The 16,479-nt window shown below is 40.8% G+C and carries 14 protein-coding genes; 1 reads left to right on the forward strand and 13 read right to left on the reverse strand.

Annotation, left to right across the window (positions count from 1 at the left end):
- Positions 1 to 37 precede the first annotated feature (37 nt).
- From ACGHEH_RS00970 to metA, 13 genes are all read right to left on the reverse strand, one after another.
- Positions 38 to 1,000 (reverse strand): hypothetical protein, encoded by a 963-nt coding sequence (locus ACGHEH_RS00970; protein ID WP_390440969.1) that lies wholly within the window; start codon positions 998 to 1,000, stop codon positions 38 to 40.
- Positions 1,001 to 1,044: 44 nt separating this feature from the next.
- The gene (locus tag ACGHEH_RS00975; RefSeq protein WP_390440971.1) at positions 1,045 to 2,298 is read right to left on the reverse strand and encodes a hypothetical protein; all 1,254 of its coding nucleotides are present in this window, start codon (positions 2,296 to 2,298) and stop codon (positions 1,045 to 1,047) included.
- Between the two features lie 14 nt (positions 2,299 to 2,312).
- On the reverse strand, positions 2,313 to 2,927 hold the full coding sequence (locus ACGHEH_RS00980; RefSeq protein ID WP_390440974.1) for an energy transducer TonB: 615 nt from the start codon (positions 2,925 to 2,927) through the stop codon (positions 2,313 to 2,315).
- Entirely contained in the window at positions 2,927 to 3,331 is a 405-nt protein-coding gene (locus ACGHEH_RS00985; RefSeq protein WP_390440977.1) for an ExbD/TolR family protein, read from the reverse strand. Before ACGHEH_RS00985 ends, ACGHEH_RS00980 begins: the two co-directional genes overlap by 1 nt.
- A gap of 14 nt (positions 3,332 to 3,345) precedes the next feature.
- On the reverse strand, positions 3,346 to 3,870 hold the full coding sequence (locus ACGHEH_RS00990) for a MotA/TolQ/ExbB proton channel family protein (RefSeq protein ID WP_058030193.1): 525 nt from the start codon (positions 3,868 to 3,870) through the stop codon (positions 3,346 to 3,348).
- Positions 3,870 to 5,234, reverse strand: coding sequence for a MotA/TolQ/ExbB proton channel family protein (locus tag ACGHEH_RS00995; RefSeq protein ID WP_058030194.1), 1,365 nt, complete (start codon positions 5,232 to 5,234; stop codon positions 3,870 to 3,872). The genes ACGHEH_RS00990 and ACGHEH_RS00995 overlap by 1 nt, the downstream gene beginning before the upstream one ends.
- Positions 5,235 to 5,240: 6 nt before the next feature.
- Entirely contained in the window at positions 5,241 to 6,011 is a 771-nt protein-coding gene (locus ACGHEH_RS01000) for a DUF3450 domain-containing protein (RefSeq protein WP_390440980.1), read from the reverse strand.
- A gap of 404 nt (positions 6,012 to 6,415) precedes the next feature.
- Entirely contained in the window at positions 6,416 to 7,051 is a 636-nt protein-coding gene (locus ACGHEH_RS01005) for a CatA-like O-acetyltransferase (RefSeq protein WP_390440983.1), read from the reverse strand.
- Positions 7,052 to 7,113: 62 nt separating this feature from the next.
- The gene (locus ACGHEH_RS01010; RefSeq protein WP_138480870.1) at positions 7,114 to 8,154 is read right to left on the reverse strand and encodes a Glu/Leu/Phe/Val dehydrogenase; all 1,041 of its coding nucleotides are present in this window, start codon (positions 8,152 to 8,154) and stop codon (positions 7,114 to 7,116) included.
- Positions 8,155 to 8,489: 335 nt separating this feature from the next.
- Positions 8,490 to 10,457 carry a BCCT family transporter gene (locus ACGHEH_RS01015; RefSeq protein ID WP_390440986.1) on the reverse strand — a complete coding sequence of 656 codons (1,968 nt, stop codon included), beginning with the start codon at positions 10,455 to 10,457 and terminating at the stop codon, positions 8,490 to 8,492.
- 257 nt (positions 10,458 to 10,714) lie between these two features.
- Positions 10,715 to 13,348 carry a methionine synthase gene (gene metH, locus ACGHEH_RS01020; protein WP_390440989.1) on the reverse strand — a complete coding sequence of 878 codons (2,634 nt, stop codon included), beginning with the start codon at positions 13,346 to 13,348 and terminating at the stop codon, positions 10,715 to 10,717.
- A 10-nt stretch (positions 13,349 to 13,358) separates the two neighbouring features.
- A complete protein-coding gene (locus ACGHEH_RS01025) occupies positions 13,359 to 14,414 on the reverse strand; it encodes a homocysteine S-methyltransferase family protein (RefSeq protein ID WP_390440991.1) in 1,056 nt (351 codons plus the stop codon).
- The gene (gene metA, locus ACGHEH_RS01030; RefSeq protein WP_390440993.1) at positions 14,404 to 15,351 is read right to left on the reverse strand and encodes a homoserine O-succinyltransferase; all 948 of its coding nucleotides are present in this window, start codon (positions 15,349 to 15,351) and stop codon (positions 14,404 to 14,406) included. Before metA ends, ACGHEH_RS01025 begins: the two co-directional genes overlap by 11 nt.
- Before the next feature lie 163 nt (positions 15,352 to 15,514).
- Between metA and ACGHEH_RS01035 the strand changes: the two genes are divergently transcribed.
- Complete coding sequence (locus tag ACGHEH_RS01035) at positions 15,515 to 16,402, forward strand: DMT family transporter (RefSeq protein ID WP_390440995.1); 888 nt, start codon at positions 15,515 to 15,517, stop codon at positions 16,400 to 16,402.
- Positions 16,403 to 16,479: the final 77 nt, after the last annotated feature.

The raw sequence follows: 16,479 nt of genomic DNA on the forward strand, positions 1-16,479 counted from the left end.
CCTTGGTAATAAAGGCCTTTTTATCATCAACTTCGCTTTAAAAATAAACTCTAGCTAAAGATAAAACTGCTGCGGGTTTCATGACGATATATTCTAAAAGTTTTCTGCCCTGCTCTTTTTCGAGTAATAACTTTTGATTTAATACCACCATAGCCTGATGCTCTGACCAAGCTTGAAAATGAATACCTAAATCTATTTCTGCCAATACTAGCATTAACGTTTTATAGGCTAGCAATCTCTGTTTTTCACACTGCTCAAATGTCTCATGTAAGTTAACAAACGCATGGTGCCAATTGAAACCACCCACAATTGGGCAATGTTTCTTTGCAATCTCAACTAAGCTAAGTACCTCTAGTTCGTTATTTTGATTGGAATACTCATTCGTTAATTCTTGAATACTAGCTAGTACGACCTGAGGATCTTTTACGCTACCTAAATAGTGATTCACTTTACTTTGATACCACTCTTTACCGTTAGGTAATTGGTAAATACCTAAACGGCTTCTCGGCCTGTATGTATTAAAATAGTCAGTTAGATCCGTTAATGATTCAGATTCAGAATACGTCTTTAACTTTTTCAGTTCATACCTGTTATAAAGTATTTTGCTTTGTTTCGCATCTTCTAACCTAGTCAGTACTAGATTCTGCCAAGCGTGTTTTTGTGCTTCACTAAGATTCTTTGCAACATTAATCGCTGCAGGCCAGGGTAAATATCGTTCAGGGTAACGTTCTTGAATTATCAAATATTTCAGTTCATTAACTTGATACTCAGTGAATGACTGAAGATCAGCAGATTTTAAAGCTATATGCCGTTGCTTTAAATAAGCCTCACTGAAAGGTAATACTTCTGACAGTTCACCTTTGCTCTCGGTTAGTAAAACAGCATTGATATTTTTTAGCTGTGACTGCACTTCTTCAAAAGAACTAAGTTTCTGCTGTTCAGTACACGCGGAAAACACAAGCAGAATGGGGAGTATTATTAAAAGAAATTTATTATTCACCTTCACTTCCAACTATAAAAAAAGCCCCTTTCGGGGCTTTTTATTTATAAGCTTATGCCTTTACGTTGTGCTTTGTCCTTAATGAACGTTGCCCAACCTCTAGCAAACTTACGAGTACGTGGGTCTTCTTGTGCTTTGACAATCGCTCTGTAGGCTTGCTTATACTTTTCTTGGTATAAGTAAGCTTCAGCTAAGTCAGAGTAAGTCGAACCCTTTTTGTCAGTACCTAGTTCAAGCGCTTTATTTAAACGCTCAACAGCCGCACTGTACTTTTGCTCAGTAAGTAATAAGTTACCTGCTTTTCTAAAAAGATCTGCATCGTCATCAAACTTAGCGGCTTCTTCATAGTATTTAGCGGCAGTTACAAGATGCTTCGACTGGTGGAAGTAACTTGCAACAGCTGTAACGTTTTGCTTAGTACGCTTAACTTTGTCTTCCTTTAAAGCTTTTTCCATAACTATGGCTGCTTTGTAAGGAATATCGTTTAACGAGTAATAGCTGCTTAAAATTTTGTAGTGGTTTTCTTTCTCGAAATAGCCTTTTCTATAAGCTACTTCCATAATTGTCTGACCTTCAGTGAACTGCTCGGTAGACATATAGAAAGAACCTAGACGAGTCCAGTTTTGTTTGTCCTCAGGGAACAACTTAACTAGAGTCTCACCAACTTCTACAACTTTATTAAACTGCTTAAGTTCAAAGTATGAACCGACCTTCAGCATGAAGTAATTTTTATTTGGCTCTTTTGCCAATTTAATTGCTTTGTCTGCTGGTTCGATAACTTTGCTAAATTGCTTTAACTCAAAGTAAGCCTGTGCAATTTTCGCATATACCTTGTCATCTTCCTCACCAGTAAAGTCCATCCAGTCGTTGTAGGCTTTAACACCTTCAACATACTTTTGCTGGCCAAAGTAAAGGTCTGCAACAAATTTTAGGGTATCAGCCTGGTCTTTGAAGTTTAAAACATCTTTCTCTACAGCACGCTTAACGAAATCTAGTGCTTTAACGTAATCTTCTTTTTGAGCATAGAAGTTACCTAAGTATCTATCTACAGTTGCTTTATCGAAATCATTAGACGGATCTAACTCTTCCATCAAAGCAATTGCTTCGTCAAGTTGGTCGTTGTTGTAAAGCTCAAATGCTTTAACAACTTTCTTACCAGTACGCTCACCCATGATCTTAGTCTTAGCTTTTTTACGAGCTTCGATCTTAGCTGGGTCAGGGGCAGCAACTGCGTTGCTGCATACACCTGTAAGCGTCATAAGTAGCGCAAGAGCTGTTGCTTTATGTAATTGCTTCATTTCCTCGCTCCTTATTAATCTTGGTTAAGTTTGAAGTCTAACTGTACAGTAAGACCAGGTTGCTTTTGTGGTTTGCCATCGATGATTTTCGGACGGTATTTCCACTTACGCAAGGCTCTGACTGCCTCACGGTTGAAAATACGCTTCGGTTCAGCATCAATAACTTTTACATCTTCAACACCACCAAGCTCGTTAATAGTGAATGAAAGTTGTACCCAACCTTCTTTACCATCACGTGCCGCTTGAGTCGGGTATTTCGGCTCAATACGTACGATAGGTGTTGCATCACCATCACGACCAAATTCACCAGGCCCACTTAGGCCACCTGCAGTGCCACCAATGTCGATGCTCGGCATGTTAAAGCCAATAGCACCCGGGTTTGGGTTAGCATTGTCAGGCTGCGGCGGCTGCGGTTTAGGCGGCTGCTGCGGCGGCGGCGGAGGTGGAGGCGGAACACGTCTGCGCTCTTGAACCTCAGATTCAGGTGGATTCGTCAAAATTTCGACTACAATTTCTTCTTTTTTATTTTCAGCTCTATCTGCTCCGCCAGAGATCAGAAATGCCATAAAATAAAATAAGCCGAAAGTAACTGCCCCACCTGTTACAAGTGAAAACAGAAAACGAATCATTACTTAGCTCCAGCGATTGAGATTTTTAGTTGATCGTCAGTCGCCTTGATTTGGTCCATAACTTTAACAACCACACCATGCTTCGCGCCTTTGTCAGCTTGAATAATGATAGTTTCTGTTGGTTGCTCAGCTAGGATGCTTTCAAGGTTTGCACTTACACGCTCAACGTCAACAGCACGCTTATCCATCCAGATCTCACCATTTTCTTTAATAGCGATAAAGACGTTAGCATTCTTTTTAGTTTGAGCTTGTGCAGCCTTTGGCTTTTGTACTTCAATACCAGCTTCTTTCACGAAAGAAGTTGTTACGATGAAGAAGATAAGCATGATGAATACGATGTCTAGCATCGGTGTCATGTCTACTGCTGCTTCTTCTTCCTCACGAAAACGTTGTTTACGTGCCATATTAATATCTCTCTTTAGTGATGAGGCAAACTATCTACTAGCTTTTCTTTAGCCATTTTCGCTCTAGCTTCTAGGCGAGTGCTGAAGAATACACCAGATAGTGCCGCAACCATTCCTGCCATTGTTGGTATCGTTGCCATTGAAATACCCGATGCCATTAGACGAGCGTTACCAGTACCTTGAGTAGCCATCGTTTCGAAAACGCTGATCATACCCGTTACAGTACCTAGTAGGCCGATTAATGGACACATGGCTACCAATGTTTTGATAATCAACATGCGCGCTTCTAATTTTTCAGACGCTTCAGAAATCCATGCATCGCGGATTCTGTGTGCGTACCAAGACGTAGTGTCCTGGCGGGCGTCCCACTTCGCTACGATATCCGCTTTCATTTTCGGATACTCGGCGAGTAGGAACCAATAGCGCTCAATCATTAATACCCACATTAGAAAGAGTGCTATCGCGACCACGTATAATACCTGGCCGCCTGTGCCAACAAAATCCCTGATAGATTCCCAAATCTCCATCAGGACTAGCATTAGGCTTTCTCCTTCTCCGCATGTGCAGCAACAATACCTGCACTCTGCTCGTCTAGGATATGTAGAACTGCTTTACTACGACCTGAAACGATTGCGTGTAATAGGATTAGTGGTAGTGCAGCAATCAGACCTAGAGCTGTTGTTACAAGCGCTAGAGAGATGTTACCTGCCATGATCTTCGGATCACCAGTACCGAATAGTGTGATTGATTCGAACGTTAAGATCATACCAACAACTGTACCAAGTAGACCTAGTAGCGGTGCGATAGCAGCTAAGATCTTGATGATGTTGATACCAGCTTCGATGCGAGGCGTTTCACGTAGAATTGCTTCGTCTAACTTAAGCTCAAGGTTTTCAACGTCTTGGTTTTTGTTGTCATGGTAAACTTTAAGAATACGACCAAGTGGGTTGTTTTCGTTAGGCGTGTTGATGTTCTTAACCTGTGCTTTGATTTTAGCACTAACCATAAGTAGGTCTAGGAAACGAACTAACGCTAGTAACGCACCAATTGCAAGTAATGCAGTGATGATGTAACCAACTGTGTCACCCTGGTGCCAACGTTCTTCAACAGTTGCACGCTGAGTGTTTAGACGTAAGATACCGCCACGCGCAGGGTCAACATAGAATTTAGTGTATGAACCAGCTTGTGTATTTAGAAGGTCAGCAACAGTGTTGAAGATGTGACCATCTGGCTGCTTACCTAGTGGAACGATAGCTTTGTTAGCTGCATCGTATACTACGTAGCCGTCTTTTGTGATTAGGTTGAAGTTACCAACACGAGTAACCTGCTTAGTATTGATTTCACCACTTAGCTCAGCAACTTGTGCTTCGAAAGTAGATACTTTTGCAGATTCTGTCATTTCAGTTTGGAAAGCAATCCAAAGCTCTTCTAGTTCGCGAGTAGTCGGTAGTTCTTTAGCTGCAGCAAGTGAACGTAAAACTTCTGCACGACCTGGCTTTTGAGCACTTACAAGTGATGCTTCGATTGAACCAATCGCTTCAGAAGCTGAACGACGAACAACACCGAACATCTCACCTAAAGTACCAGTCGCGTTTTGAAGCTCAACTTCTTTTTCAGCAAGTGTGATTTCGTTTTGTTTAAACTGGTTGTTTAAACGCTCACCACGAGCCTTCTCGTTTGCTAAATCACGCTTAGCTTTATTTAGAAGTGCTTGCTTGTCAGCACGAGCAGAAAGGAACTCTTGCTCACGTTGCTTGTTGATTTTACCTTCAGAAATACGGTTTTGTTTAACTTCTTGAAGGATTTTGTCTAGAGTTTCAGTGTTCGCGTGCGCGTTTAGAGCTGCACCAGCTGAAACAGATAGAGCAGCCGCTACTGCAAAACCTTTAAATAATTTCTTCATTATTTATTACTCCGCGCCAAAGATTGGAAGTGCTAGTAATTCAGGCGCAGCCTGGTTACGTGCGATACGGATGAAAGTTTTAACTGGCTTTAAGTAATCTTCGCTCAGCTCATCCCACTGTTTAGAATTGTTGTTCCAAACCCAAGCATGTTTCATGTCAAAAGACTGAGCAACATACGCAACACGACCAATACGTGCGAAGTCAACGTTGATGTTTTTACCGTTGATTTCTAGTGAACCTTGAGAAGATACCATAGTTGAGCTGTAATCAGTCTCAATTGTGTAAGCTTCAAGAACCTGACGGAACTTCTCTGAAGTTGTTACTTTAGAGTTAGAAAGAAGATCACGTAATTTTTCAACACGACCTAAACGACTTTCAGTGTCAAACGGAACGTCCGCTTTGATGAATTGCTCAAGCGTATCGATCATGCGATACATCAGAGGCACAACGTCCTGTTTTGTTTTCTCAATCGTACCAATCTGACGATTAAGTGACTCGATGCTAGCATTTTGGTCAGCTACCAAACGTGCTACGTGGTCGTTATAAACTTTTAATAATTCTGTTTCATCAACAACACTGCGGTACTCGCCGATCATCTCTTGAGTTTGACCATAAATGTTATCAATTTTTTCTTGTGATTTTTTTGCAGCCGTTTGAGTTTGCTGACCTACTTTTTGTATGTCATTCAAAGGATCTGCAATCACGTTGCTGCTTGCGAAAGCTGTTGCACCTAGAAGTGCTGTAGCTACAAGACTCTTTCTGATTTTAACAGACATAGTTCCCAACCAATTAAGTAATGTTACTTTTATAATTTTTTGCTCTTTTATAGTAGAGCTACCCTGATATCTTTCTACAGATATCAACTTTCCAATAATGCTAAATGCAAGGCCATGTGTCAACTTCATAGGCAAAACTAATTTTTTGAAAATGGATTAATATTTTTTATATAAAACATAATATTAACATCACAAATCATTCACTGAAGCATTTTGCCTTTGAAAAACGGGCAAAGCACACATTGTTTTTACATTTTGTTACAGGGTAAAAACATCCTGTAACTGAAGTTTTAAAACACCAAGGTTTAATTTTAAACCCTTGCTTTTAATAGATTTTTATTAAGTTTTGTTTTTTTGTATTTTTTTTACTTGTGATAGTAAAAATTCACTTAAACAGCTTAGTTTTATGCACAAATTTCTGCGACGACTTGATTAAAAACATCGATGAACTGCGATATATGCAATCCATCCATTAAGGCATGATGTACTTCTATTGAAACGGGGATTATTCCTTGCTCTTTTTGATATTGTCCAAATACAACTTTCGGAATGCCTGAAGCAATAGGCGTATGCTCTGCGTGTTTAAAACCTGAGAATTTAAACCATGGCAAGATTGAAATATACATTTGTGTTATTTTATTGGCTCCTTCAATAAATGAAGGGTTTAACAATGGTTTATCTAAAAAGGTCTGTTTTTGCTGGGTGTAATGTTCGCAATATTCTAATAAAGAATTTTGTCTTTCTAGCGGTACAAATCTAAAACTCTCATCTGAGCGCAGAAATACAGTACTCAAGGTAATATCTGTTACTTCTACTGGTTCATCATCCACTATTCTATACCTGATTGGTGCATAACGCGCCACTGCTTCTTGCAAACAATATAAATAGCAAGCTGTGAAACTCAGTTGCTGAGATTTTGCAAAGTTGAACAGCGCTTTCATTTCAAGGTCGATAACAACATTGAAGTAGGGTTGTGAGAAAGGTAAGAAGAATTTGAAGTGCTCGGCTCTAGGCCAAGTGTCGAGGTCAATTATTTTCATAAAAAAGGGATGTTTGATTACATCCCTCTATTAGACCAATTACATTATTTAAAGCAAAGGAATTATAGACCGTTTGCAATAATTTCTTGTGCTAGTTCGTCAGCAATAATATGAGTCGACTTTTGCTCTTCTTCTGAACGCTTGAAGATTTCAGCTAGTGTGTCATAAATGCCTTCCACATGCTTAGTGGCATCTGCTTCATTGTAACCAGCCGGCTTAGTTTCATAATAAACGTTAATAATACCACCGGCATTAATCACATAATCTGGAGCGTATAAGACGCCTTTTTCTCGTAAAATTTCACCATGGCGAGACTCAGCTAACTGATTATTTGCACAACCAGCAATGATTTGTGCTTTCAAACGAGGAATTGTTTCATCATTAACAGTTGCACCAAGTGCACACGGCGCATATACATCAACGTCTAGGTCGTAAATCTCGTCGATATTCACGGCTGTAGCGCCAAAGTCGTTTACAACTCTTTCAACAGATTCTTGATTAATATCCGTAACGAATAATTGTGCGCCGGCTTCATGTAAGTATTTACATAATGTGTAAGCTACTGCCCCTAGACCTTGAACAGATACTTTAACGCCATTTAAATCTTCATGGCCGTGCTTGTGTTTAAATGCAGCTTTAATACCTAGGAAAGTACCAAGCGCAGTAAATGGAGAAGGGTTACCACTTTTACCTTCTAAGCCCATGACATAATTTGTTTCTTTGTGCATTGTCATTACATCACCAGTTGTGATGTTAACATCTTCTGCTGAGTAATAAGTACCGCCTAAACGCTCAAGTTGCTTACCAAATGCTCTGAATAAAGCTTCTGATTTAATTGTTTTCGCATCGCCAATGATCACAGACTTGCCACCACCAAATGGTAAACGAGCAACCGCATTTTTATAAGTCATGCCCTTAGATAGACGCAGTACGTCATAAACAGCATCTTCGTCTTTTGCATAATCCCACATGCGACAGCCACCCACAGCAGGACCTAATTTTGTGCTATGAACAGCAATAATTGCTTTTAAGCCAGACTCTTTATCAGAGCAAAATACCACTTGTTCATGGTTATCAAATTCAACTTGGTTAAATACAGCCACTTTATAGTTCTCCGAAATTATTACCCAATAGTCGGGCATAGCGCTGAAACTTCGTCGACTCTATCACTATATTTTTAAATTCTCTATAAATTGAGGCAATCATCCCCTACAATTATTCTAATAGACAATTTTAATTCAACGAATGCGAACTTGCCGCAAATTATATTCAAATTAAAACCAGTAAATATTTGCTTAAGTTAAAAATAGTTACTCAAGCGGCATAAAGAGCTTACGTTAACGTAAAGGTTATGGGTAGTGTAAAATTTTTAATACAAAAAACCGCCATTTGGCGGTTTTAATTTGATTAGTGCTATATTCTGATAAATGCTCAGATTCTATAAAACAGGCCCTTCATCACGAAGGATATGTAAAAAGTGCATATGCTTTTGATATTGATTTATCACATCATTAATCACTGTAGTTTCTGACCAGCCCATAATGTCATAATCTTGCCCGCCTTCAAGTAAGTGCACTTCTGCACGATAATAACTTTCACAACCTTCTTCTTGATCATGACTAAAGCTTGGTTGCACGTGTTCTTTTTTATACACGCCGTATATAAAGTCATGCTCTTCACCGTGATTCACGACTAGAGAAATACTCTTGTCTGAAGTTTTAATTTCTACCGCAATATCATTTAATTCAAATTGTGCTTTTAACGCTTTGAATGCACGCTTTACTTCTTTATTCAAAAACTGATTGATGTCTTTTTTATCTGGGGTTGAGACTATGTTATTCAGCTTTTCTTTCCAGTCTGTAGTTTCTTCACTACTCATATTTAACACCGCATGATGCTGCAAGCTCTCACGCTTCGCACTTTCAACTTCTAAGGCTTTTACTAAACCAAAGCATGAAAACAGTAGAACTAGAGAGAATGGTAAGGCGCTGGCAATCGTCATGGTTTGTAAGGCTTCTAAACCACCTACCAGACTCAATGTTGCCGCAACCACACCAACACTAATCGCCCAAAACAAACGTTGCCAAATTGGCGTATTATTCTCACCATTTGAACACAGCATATCGATTACCATAGCACCCGAATCGCATGATGTGACAAAGAAAATAACAATCATAGCAACAGATAATAACGTCAATATTGTTGACCAAGGAAATTGCTGTAAGAACACAAATAAAGCCACAGAAGAGTTTTCGCTCACCATATTTGCAACTTGTTGAGCCCCCTGCTCAACCACCATATAAATTGCACTATTCCCGAAAACAGTCATCCAAAGCAGTGTAAATGCCGTTGGCACCACCATCACGCCTAATACGAATTCACGAATGGTTCTGCCTTTTGAAATACGTGCAATGAATAAACCAACAAATGGTGCCCAAGCTAACCACCAGCCCCAATAGAAAATAGTCCAACCACCGATCCAACTTTTCTTTTCGTAAGCAAATAAATTAAATGTGTTCGAGACAATTTCAGATAGATAGGCGCCAACGTTTTGCACATAGGCTTGTAGTAAAAATACGCTAGGGCCTAGTATAAAGATAAATGCAAGTAAAGCCATCGCCAATAGCATATTCGCTTCAGAGAGTATTTTAATGCCTTTATCTAACCCCGTTGCCACCGACACCGACGCCAGTGCGGTGATGACCACCATGATAATGACTTGATTGGTTTGGCTGACTTCAAATTCGAATAAATAATTAAGTCCGGCATTTACCTGACTTGCACCCAACCCCAAAGAAGTCGCCACACCAAAAACTGTACTGACAACCGCAAAAATATCGACTAGGTGACCTTGCCAGCCATAGATTTTATCGCCAATGATCGGATGAAGCGCAGAACGAAGCGTAAGAGGTAATTTATGACGATAGCTAAAGTAAGCCAATACCAAAGCAACGATGGCGTATATGGCCCAAGCATGAAAGCCCCAGTGGAAGAAGGTAATTTTCATTGCTTCTTTGATGGCTTCTAAAGAGCCCGGCTCCGCCGTTGGCGGGGACAAATAGTGCATAATAGGTTCTGCCACGCCAAAGAACATCAAGCCAATTCCCATACCTGCTGCGAAGAGCATGGAGATCCAAGTACCTAATGAGTAATCGGGGGTTGCATGGTCAGGTCCTAGTTTTACAGAGCCAAACCTCGATAAACTTAAGTATAAGACAAAGCCCAAAATGATGGCGACGGTAAGCACATAAAACCAACTGCCATTGACTGTGATAGTGTTTTGAATATCTGCAAATAGTGACTTTGCCTTATTTGGGGCTGAAACAGTGATAATCATTAAAAAGAGGATCACCAAAGAGGCTGGGTAAAACACCGCCTTATTAAATTTTGCTTGTTGTCCGAGCATCGAATACCTTTTATTTCGCTAAGAAAAGCTTTTATCTATAAGTAAAAGTACAAATCAAACTTGCAGATTTAATATGAAAAATAAAGAAATAGATAAAAACTTTATGAATAATTAATTTCATCTCTAACTAATTATATGAAGTTTTCTTACAAAAGTAATCCCGGCTCTAAGTAAAAGCTCTAATGTGAAAAGTGATGTATAAAAAAGCACTTAACTAAGTAAGTGCTTTTTAGTGTGATTTGATTTTAGTTGAACGCCTATTCAGGCTCATAGCCAAGGTTTGGTGACAACCAACGCTCTGCCTCTTCAAGGCTCATGTTGGTTCGCTTGGCGTAGTCTTCAACCTGATCCTTTTGTATTTGTGCTACTGCATAATATTTAGAATCAGGGTGAGAGAAATACCACCCTGAAACGGCAGCACCCGGCCACATTGCATATGAGCTAGTAAGCTGCATACCGATACGATCTTCAGTTTGCAGTAACGACCAGATCTTTTTCTTCTCTGTGTGCTCCGGACAGGCTGGATAACCTGGCGCAGGACGAATACCTTGATAATTTTCGCGAATAAGCTCTTCATTACTGAGGTTTTCATCAGCTGCATAACCCCAGTACTCTTTACGAACTTGCTCATGAAGATACTCAGCAAACGCTTCAGCTAAACGGTCAGCAACCGCTTTAACCATGATCTTGTTGTAGTCATCTTGCTGAGCGTCGAATGCTTCAGCTAAATCGTCTTCTTCTAGGCCGCCAGTTACAGCAAATGCACCAAAGTAGTCAGGTGTGCCTTTCGGCGCGACATAGTCAGCTAAACAGTAATTTGGAAAGTCGGTTTTCTCCGTTTGCTGACGTAAATGACAACTTAACTCTAATACTTCAGAGCGAGTTTCGTCTGTGTAGATTTCAATGTCATCACCTACACGGTTCGCTGGGAATAAACCAATCACACCAAGTGGCTTAAGTGCTTGTGTTTTTTCAAACTCATCAAGCATGGCATTGGCATCGTGATAAAGTTTTTTCGCCTCTTCACCGACAATCTCGTCATCGAGAATACGAGGGAACTTACCTGCCAATGACCAAGTCATGAAGTAAGGTGTCCAGTCGATGTATTCACGTAATGTTTTGATGCTTACATCTCTAAACTCTGTAACACCGAGCTTTTTCGGCACAGGTGGCATGTAGCTATCCCAATCAAGCTTTGCGGCATTATCACGGGCACGTTGGATAGTAACCGGTTTACTGCGTGGCTTTTTACGCGCTTGTTGCTCACGAACCTTTTCGTACTCAGCAGTGGTTTTTGTTAAAAATTCCGGCTTTTGTGTTTTGCTTAATAAGCTTGATACCACACCTACCGCACGGCTGGCATTGTTTACATAAACCACGCCTTTGTCGTACTGAGGCTCAATTTTAACCGCAGTGTGAGCTTTAGAAGTCGTTGCACCACCAATTAATAATGGTATATCAAAACCACGACGCGTCATTTCTTTCGCAACATGAACCATTTCATCAAGCGATGGCGTAATAAGGCCCGATAGACCAATGGCATCGGCTTTTTCATCAATGGCAGTTTGCAAAATTTTCTCAGCAGGTACCATCACACCTAAATCAACTACTTCATAGTTATTACATTGCAGTACTACGCCTACAATGTTTTTACCAATGTCGTGTACGTCGCCTTTAACCGTTGCCATGATGATTTTGCCATTGGTGGCGCCCTCTTCTTTCTCCGCTTCAATATACGGGTCAAGGTAAGCAACGGCACGTTTCATTACACGGGCTGACTTTACAACCTGAGGTAAGAACATTTTACCAGCACCGAATAAATCACCCACCACGTTCATGCCGTCCATCAATGGACCTTCAATCACTTGAATTGGTTTATCCATTGAAGCGCGACACTCTTCGGTATCTTCTTCAATATACTCGGTAATACCTTTTACAAGTGCGTGTTCTAAACGCTTTTCTACTGACCATGTACGCCACTCTAAATCTTCCACTTTTTCAGCTTGCGCTAAACCAGAATATTTAGGGGCCAACTCAACCAGTCGCTCACCTGCGCCAGGGTCGGTATTTAATACAACATCTTCTACGGCTTTTCTCAGCTCAAGAGGAATATCATCATAAACAGCAAGCTGACCGGCGTTTACAATGCCCATGTCCATGCCTGCTTGAATAGCGTGGTATAAGAACACTGAATGAATCGCTTCACGAACCGGATTATTACCACGGAACGAGAATGACACGTTAGATACACCACCCGATACTTTACAGTGTGGCAGATTTTGCTTAATGCGACGTGTGCCTTCGATAAAGTCGACCGCGTAGTTATCGTGCTCTTCAATACCAGTTGCTACCGCAAAGATATTCGGGTCAAAGATGATGTCTTCGGGTGGGAAGCCTAGTTGGTCCACCAAAATACGATAAGAGCGTTCACAAATTTCGAATTTGCGGTCGGCTGTTTCGGCTTGACCTGTTTCATCAAATGCCATGACAACGGCTGCAGCGCCGAATCGCTTGATGATTTTAGCCTGACGGATAAACGGCTCTTCACCTTCTTTCAGTGAAATCGAGTTAACGATCGCCTTACCTTGAATACATTTTAGGCCCGCTTCAATGACTTCCCATTTAGACGAGTCAACCATGATAGGGACGCGAGAAATGTCTGGTTCAGAAGCAATCAGATTTAAGAATTTGGTCATCGCCGCTTTCGAGTCTAACATGGCTTCATCCATGTTGATGTCGATAACTTGTGCGCCGTTCTCTACTTGCTCACGCGCAACATCAAGGGCTGTTTCGTAATCTTCTTCTAAAATTAGGCGTTTGAATTTTGCAGAACCAGTAACATTGGTACGCTCACCAACGTTGGTAAAAATTGCGGTATTTTGTTGCGTCATCTGATACTTCCTAATTCAAGTTACACGCTTCAAGGCCCGCCAAGCGCATACGCACATCTAGCTCAGGCAGAGATCTTGGTTTAGTTTGTGCAAGGCCATTAGCAAATGCTTTAATATGTTCAGGTGTTGTACCACAACAACCACCGACAATATTAATGAAGCCTTCTTTGCCCCAGTCGATGATTTCTAATGACATTTCATCAGCTTCTAAGTCGTACTCACCAAATTCATTCGGTAAACCCGCGTTAGGGTGGACTGAAGTAAAGGTTTCACACACACGCGACAGCTCTTCAACATAAGGACGTAATAAGTCTGGACCTAGTGCACAGTTCAAGCCAATTGAAATGGGTTTAATGTGGCGAATTGAATTATAGAATGCCTCGGTTGTTTGCCCTGACAGTGTGCGACCAGAAGCATCGGTAATAGTACCTGAGATCATCACTGGTAGCGTTATACCCGCTTGTTCAAACGCATCTTCTACCGCAAATGACGCAGCTTTCGCATTTAACGTATCGAAAATCGTCTCAATCAAAATTAAATCTGCGCCACCTTCAATCAAAGCAAGCGTAGACTCAATATAGGCCTCAACCAGCGCATCGAAGGTAATATTACGATAACCAGGGTCGTTCACATCTGGTGAGATTGAGCACGTTTTCGAGGTTGGACCTAATACACCTGCTACATAGCGCGGTTTGTGCGGCTCTTTCTCAGTGAACTCATCACAGATTTTACGTGCTAATTTAGCCGACTCAAGATTAATTTCACGACTCAAACTGCCCATTTCGTAATCTTCCATCGAAATGGTGGTCGCGTTAAAAGTGTTCGTTTCAATGATATCAGCACCAGCTGCTAGATATTTACGATGAATATCTGCAATGACATCAGGTTGAGTTAGGCTTAATAAATCGTTATTGCCTTTCACTAACACATGCCAATCTTTAAAGCGCTCGCCGCGATAATCTTCTTCTTCAAATTTATATTCTTGGATCATGGTACCCATGGCGCCATCTAAAATAAGAATACGTTGTTTTAAAGCCTCTTTTAAGGCTGCACTTTTATTCGGCATAGTTGTTAGTCCTTACATCTTGGCTAACTAAGTTAATATCGTATGGGGTTGTTTGGTAAACGTAATAATTCAGCCAATTTGAGAATAACAAAAAGGCATGACTTTGCCATGTTTTACTCGGCTTTTGCTCAGCATCGTTATTCGGGAAATACCCTTCTGGCTTAGGCGCATCAGGGCTTTTAGCTAGGTCGCGTAAATATTCTTTTTGTAAAGTATCAGCATCGTATTCAGGGTGACCAGTTAAAAACACCTGACTGCCAGACTGGTTTTTAATTAAATACGCACCCACTTTTTCTGAGCCAGCCAACACCGCAAGTTCAGGCGTATTTTGTATTTTAGCCAGGTCAATGTGACCATAGCGAGAATGCGGAACTAAAAACTCATCGTCAAAACCACGAGTTAGCGCACCATGCTCAAACAAACAACGGTGCTTAAATACGCCGCATAATTTATCATCTCGAAGTTCACGCTTTAAACCGTAATGATGATACAAACCCGCATGGGCTGCCCAACAAGAAAATAATGTTGAGGTCACATGGTTTTCAGCCCAATCAAATAGCTCTTTGAGTTCTTGCCAGTAAATGACATCGTCATATTCCAGATGAGCCAGCGGCGCACCTGTGATGATCATGGCATCGTAGTTTTCATCTTTTACATCAGAAAAATAGCGATAGAACATATCTAAGTGTTGCTCAGAATTTTCTGAACTACGATGCGTATCTAAACGTAATAAATCGACGTTAACCTGAAGCGGCGTATTCGCAAGTAAACGAATAAACTGCACTTCGGTTTCAACTTTGTTGGGCATGAGATTAAGAATCGCCAAGCGCATCGGACGGATCTCCTGCGTTCTTGCACGTGATTTAGGCATCACGAAGACATTTTCATGTCTGAGTGTAGCAATGGCAGGTAGCTCATCTTTTACGGTGATCGGCATACAATTCTCCCCAACTTAATTTATGGGTGTCATTATGAACGTAAAGTCGAAAAATTCAACCTCTAGATGTTTAGATGTCTAAAATCTCAACTCATTTGTTTGCAACTGAAAAATTTACTTAGATAATTCACGCGTCAAACATCATTATATAAAGAGAAAAAAAATGGGGATCGGTGAACTTGCCGCAATCAGCGCAGCCATAGTCTGGGCGTCATCTACAATTTTATACAAACGCTTTAGCCATCATTTATCGCCCCTGCAATTAAACGTCAGTAAGGGCATAATTGCGTGTGCACTGATGTTATTAATTTTGCTAATTATGCCTGCCAGCCCTTTACCGCAATTAGCCAGCTCTTGGGCTTGGCTTATTGTCAGCGGCATTTTGGGTATTGCTATTGGCGATAGTGCTTATTTTGCTGCACTTAGAAATATTGGCCCAGCACGTACACTTGTCATTGAATCACTCGCGCCAGCCATTGCAGGAGTTCTAAATATTGTATTGCTAGGCGTATGGCTCAGTGGTCTTGCATGGCTTGGTATTGTTATCACAACTTTAGGCGTTTTGTTGGCAATTAAACCTAAAAATCCATTACCTCAAGTTGAGCACAGCATTTACATCAAAGGCGTTAGTTTTGCCTTACTTGCAGCAACTTGCCAAGCGGCAGGTATGGTGATGTCAAAAGGTGCTATGAACGCTGAACAAATTGGTAGTTTGTGGGCTGCTTTTATTCGTTTATTTTCAGGCACACTGGCTGTCGCTTGCGTTGTCGCATGTCTAAAAGAACAAAATCTCAAACAAGCCATTACCTTGAATGGCATAAGTCAAAAGCAATGGCTTTTTGTCGCGGTGTTTTTTGGCACTTTTATTGGCCTTTGGTTGCAGCTTATTTCAGTCAAACATACCGATCCGGCTATCGCACAAACTATTTTCGCAACCGCCCCACTGATGGTGATGACCATTGGTGCCCTGCGCAAAGAACCCATGACAAGGAATATGATATTGGGTGGGTTAATTGCTTTTTCTGGTGTAGCGTTGTTGGTTTTGAGTTAATTTCATGAGTTTAAAAGAGAGATAACCTGCTGTTTGATTGACGAAATCGCTAGGTAAACTCTACAATATGCAAGTTA

Source organism: Pseudoalteromonas sp. MTN2-4, from assembly GCF_042848605.1.
GTDB lineage: Bacteria > Pseudomonadota > Gammaproteobacteria > Enterobacterales > Alteromonadaceae > Pseudoalteromonas.

Excerpts from the sequence above, each read along its gene's own strand:
- ACGHEH_RS00975 (WP_390440971.1), bottom strand. The coding sequence starts at position 2,298 with ATGAAGCAATTACATAAAGCAACAGCTCTTGCGCTACTTATGACGCTT.
- ACGHEH_RS00980 (WP_390440974.1), bottom strand. The coding sequence starts at position 2,927 with ATGATTCGTTTTCTGTTTTCACTTGTAACAGGTGGGGCAGTTACTTTC.
- ACGHEH_RS00985 (WP_390440977.1), bottom strand. The coding sequence starts at position 3,331 with ATGGCACGTAAACAACGTTTTCGTGAGGAAGAAGAAGCAGCAGTAGAC.
- ACGHEH_RS00990 (WP_058030193.1), bottom strand. The coding sequence starts at position 3,870 with ATGCTAGTCCTGATGGAGATTTGGGAATCTATCAGGGATTTTGTTGGC.
- ACGHEH_RS00995 (WP_058030194.1), bottom strand. The coding sequence starts at position 5,234 with ATGAAGAAATTATTTAAAGGTTTTGCAGTAGCGGCTGCTCTATCTGTT.
- ACGHEH_RS01000 (WP_390440980.1), bottom strand. The coding sequence starts at position 6,011 with ATGTCTGTTAAAATCAGAAAGAGTCTTGTAGCTACAGCACTTCTAGGT.
- ACGHEH_RS01005 (WP_390440983.1), bottom strand. The coding sequence starts at position 7,051 with ATGAAAATAATTGACCTCGACACTTGGCCTAGAGCCGAGCACTTCAAA.
- ACGHEH_RS01015 (WP_390440986.1), bottom strand. The coding sequence starts at position 10,457 with ATGCTCGGACAACAAGCAAAATTTAATAAGGCGGTGTTTTACCCAGCC.
- metH (WP_390440989.1), bottom strand. The coding sequence starts at position 13,348 with ATGACGCAACAAAATACCGCAATTTTTACCAACGTTGGTGAGCGTACC.
- ACGHEH_RS01025 (WP_390440991.1), bottom strand. The coding sequence starts at position 14,414 with ATGCCGAATAAAAGTGCAGCCTTAAAAGAGGCTTTAAAACAACGTATT.
- metA (WP_390440993.1), bottom strand. The coding sequence starts at position 15,351 with ATGCCGATCACCGTAAAAGATGAGCTACCTGCCATTGCTACACTCAGA.
- ACGHEH_RS01035 (WP_390440995.1), top strand. The coding sequence starts at position 15,515 with ATGGGGATCGGTGAACTTGCCGCAATCAGCGCAGCCATAGTCTGGGCG.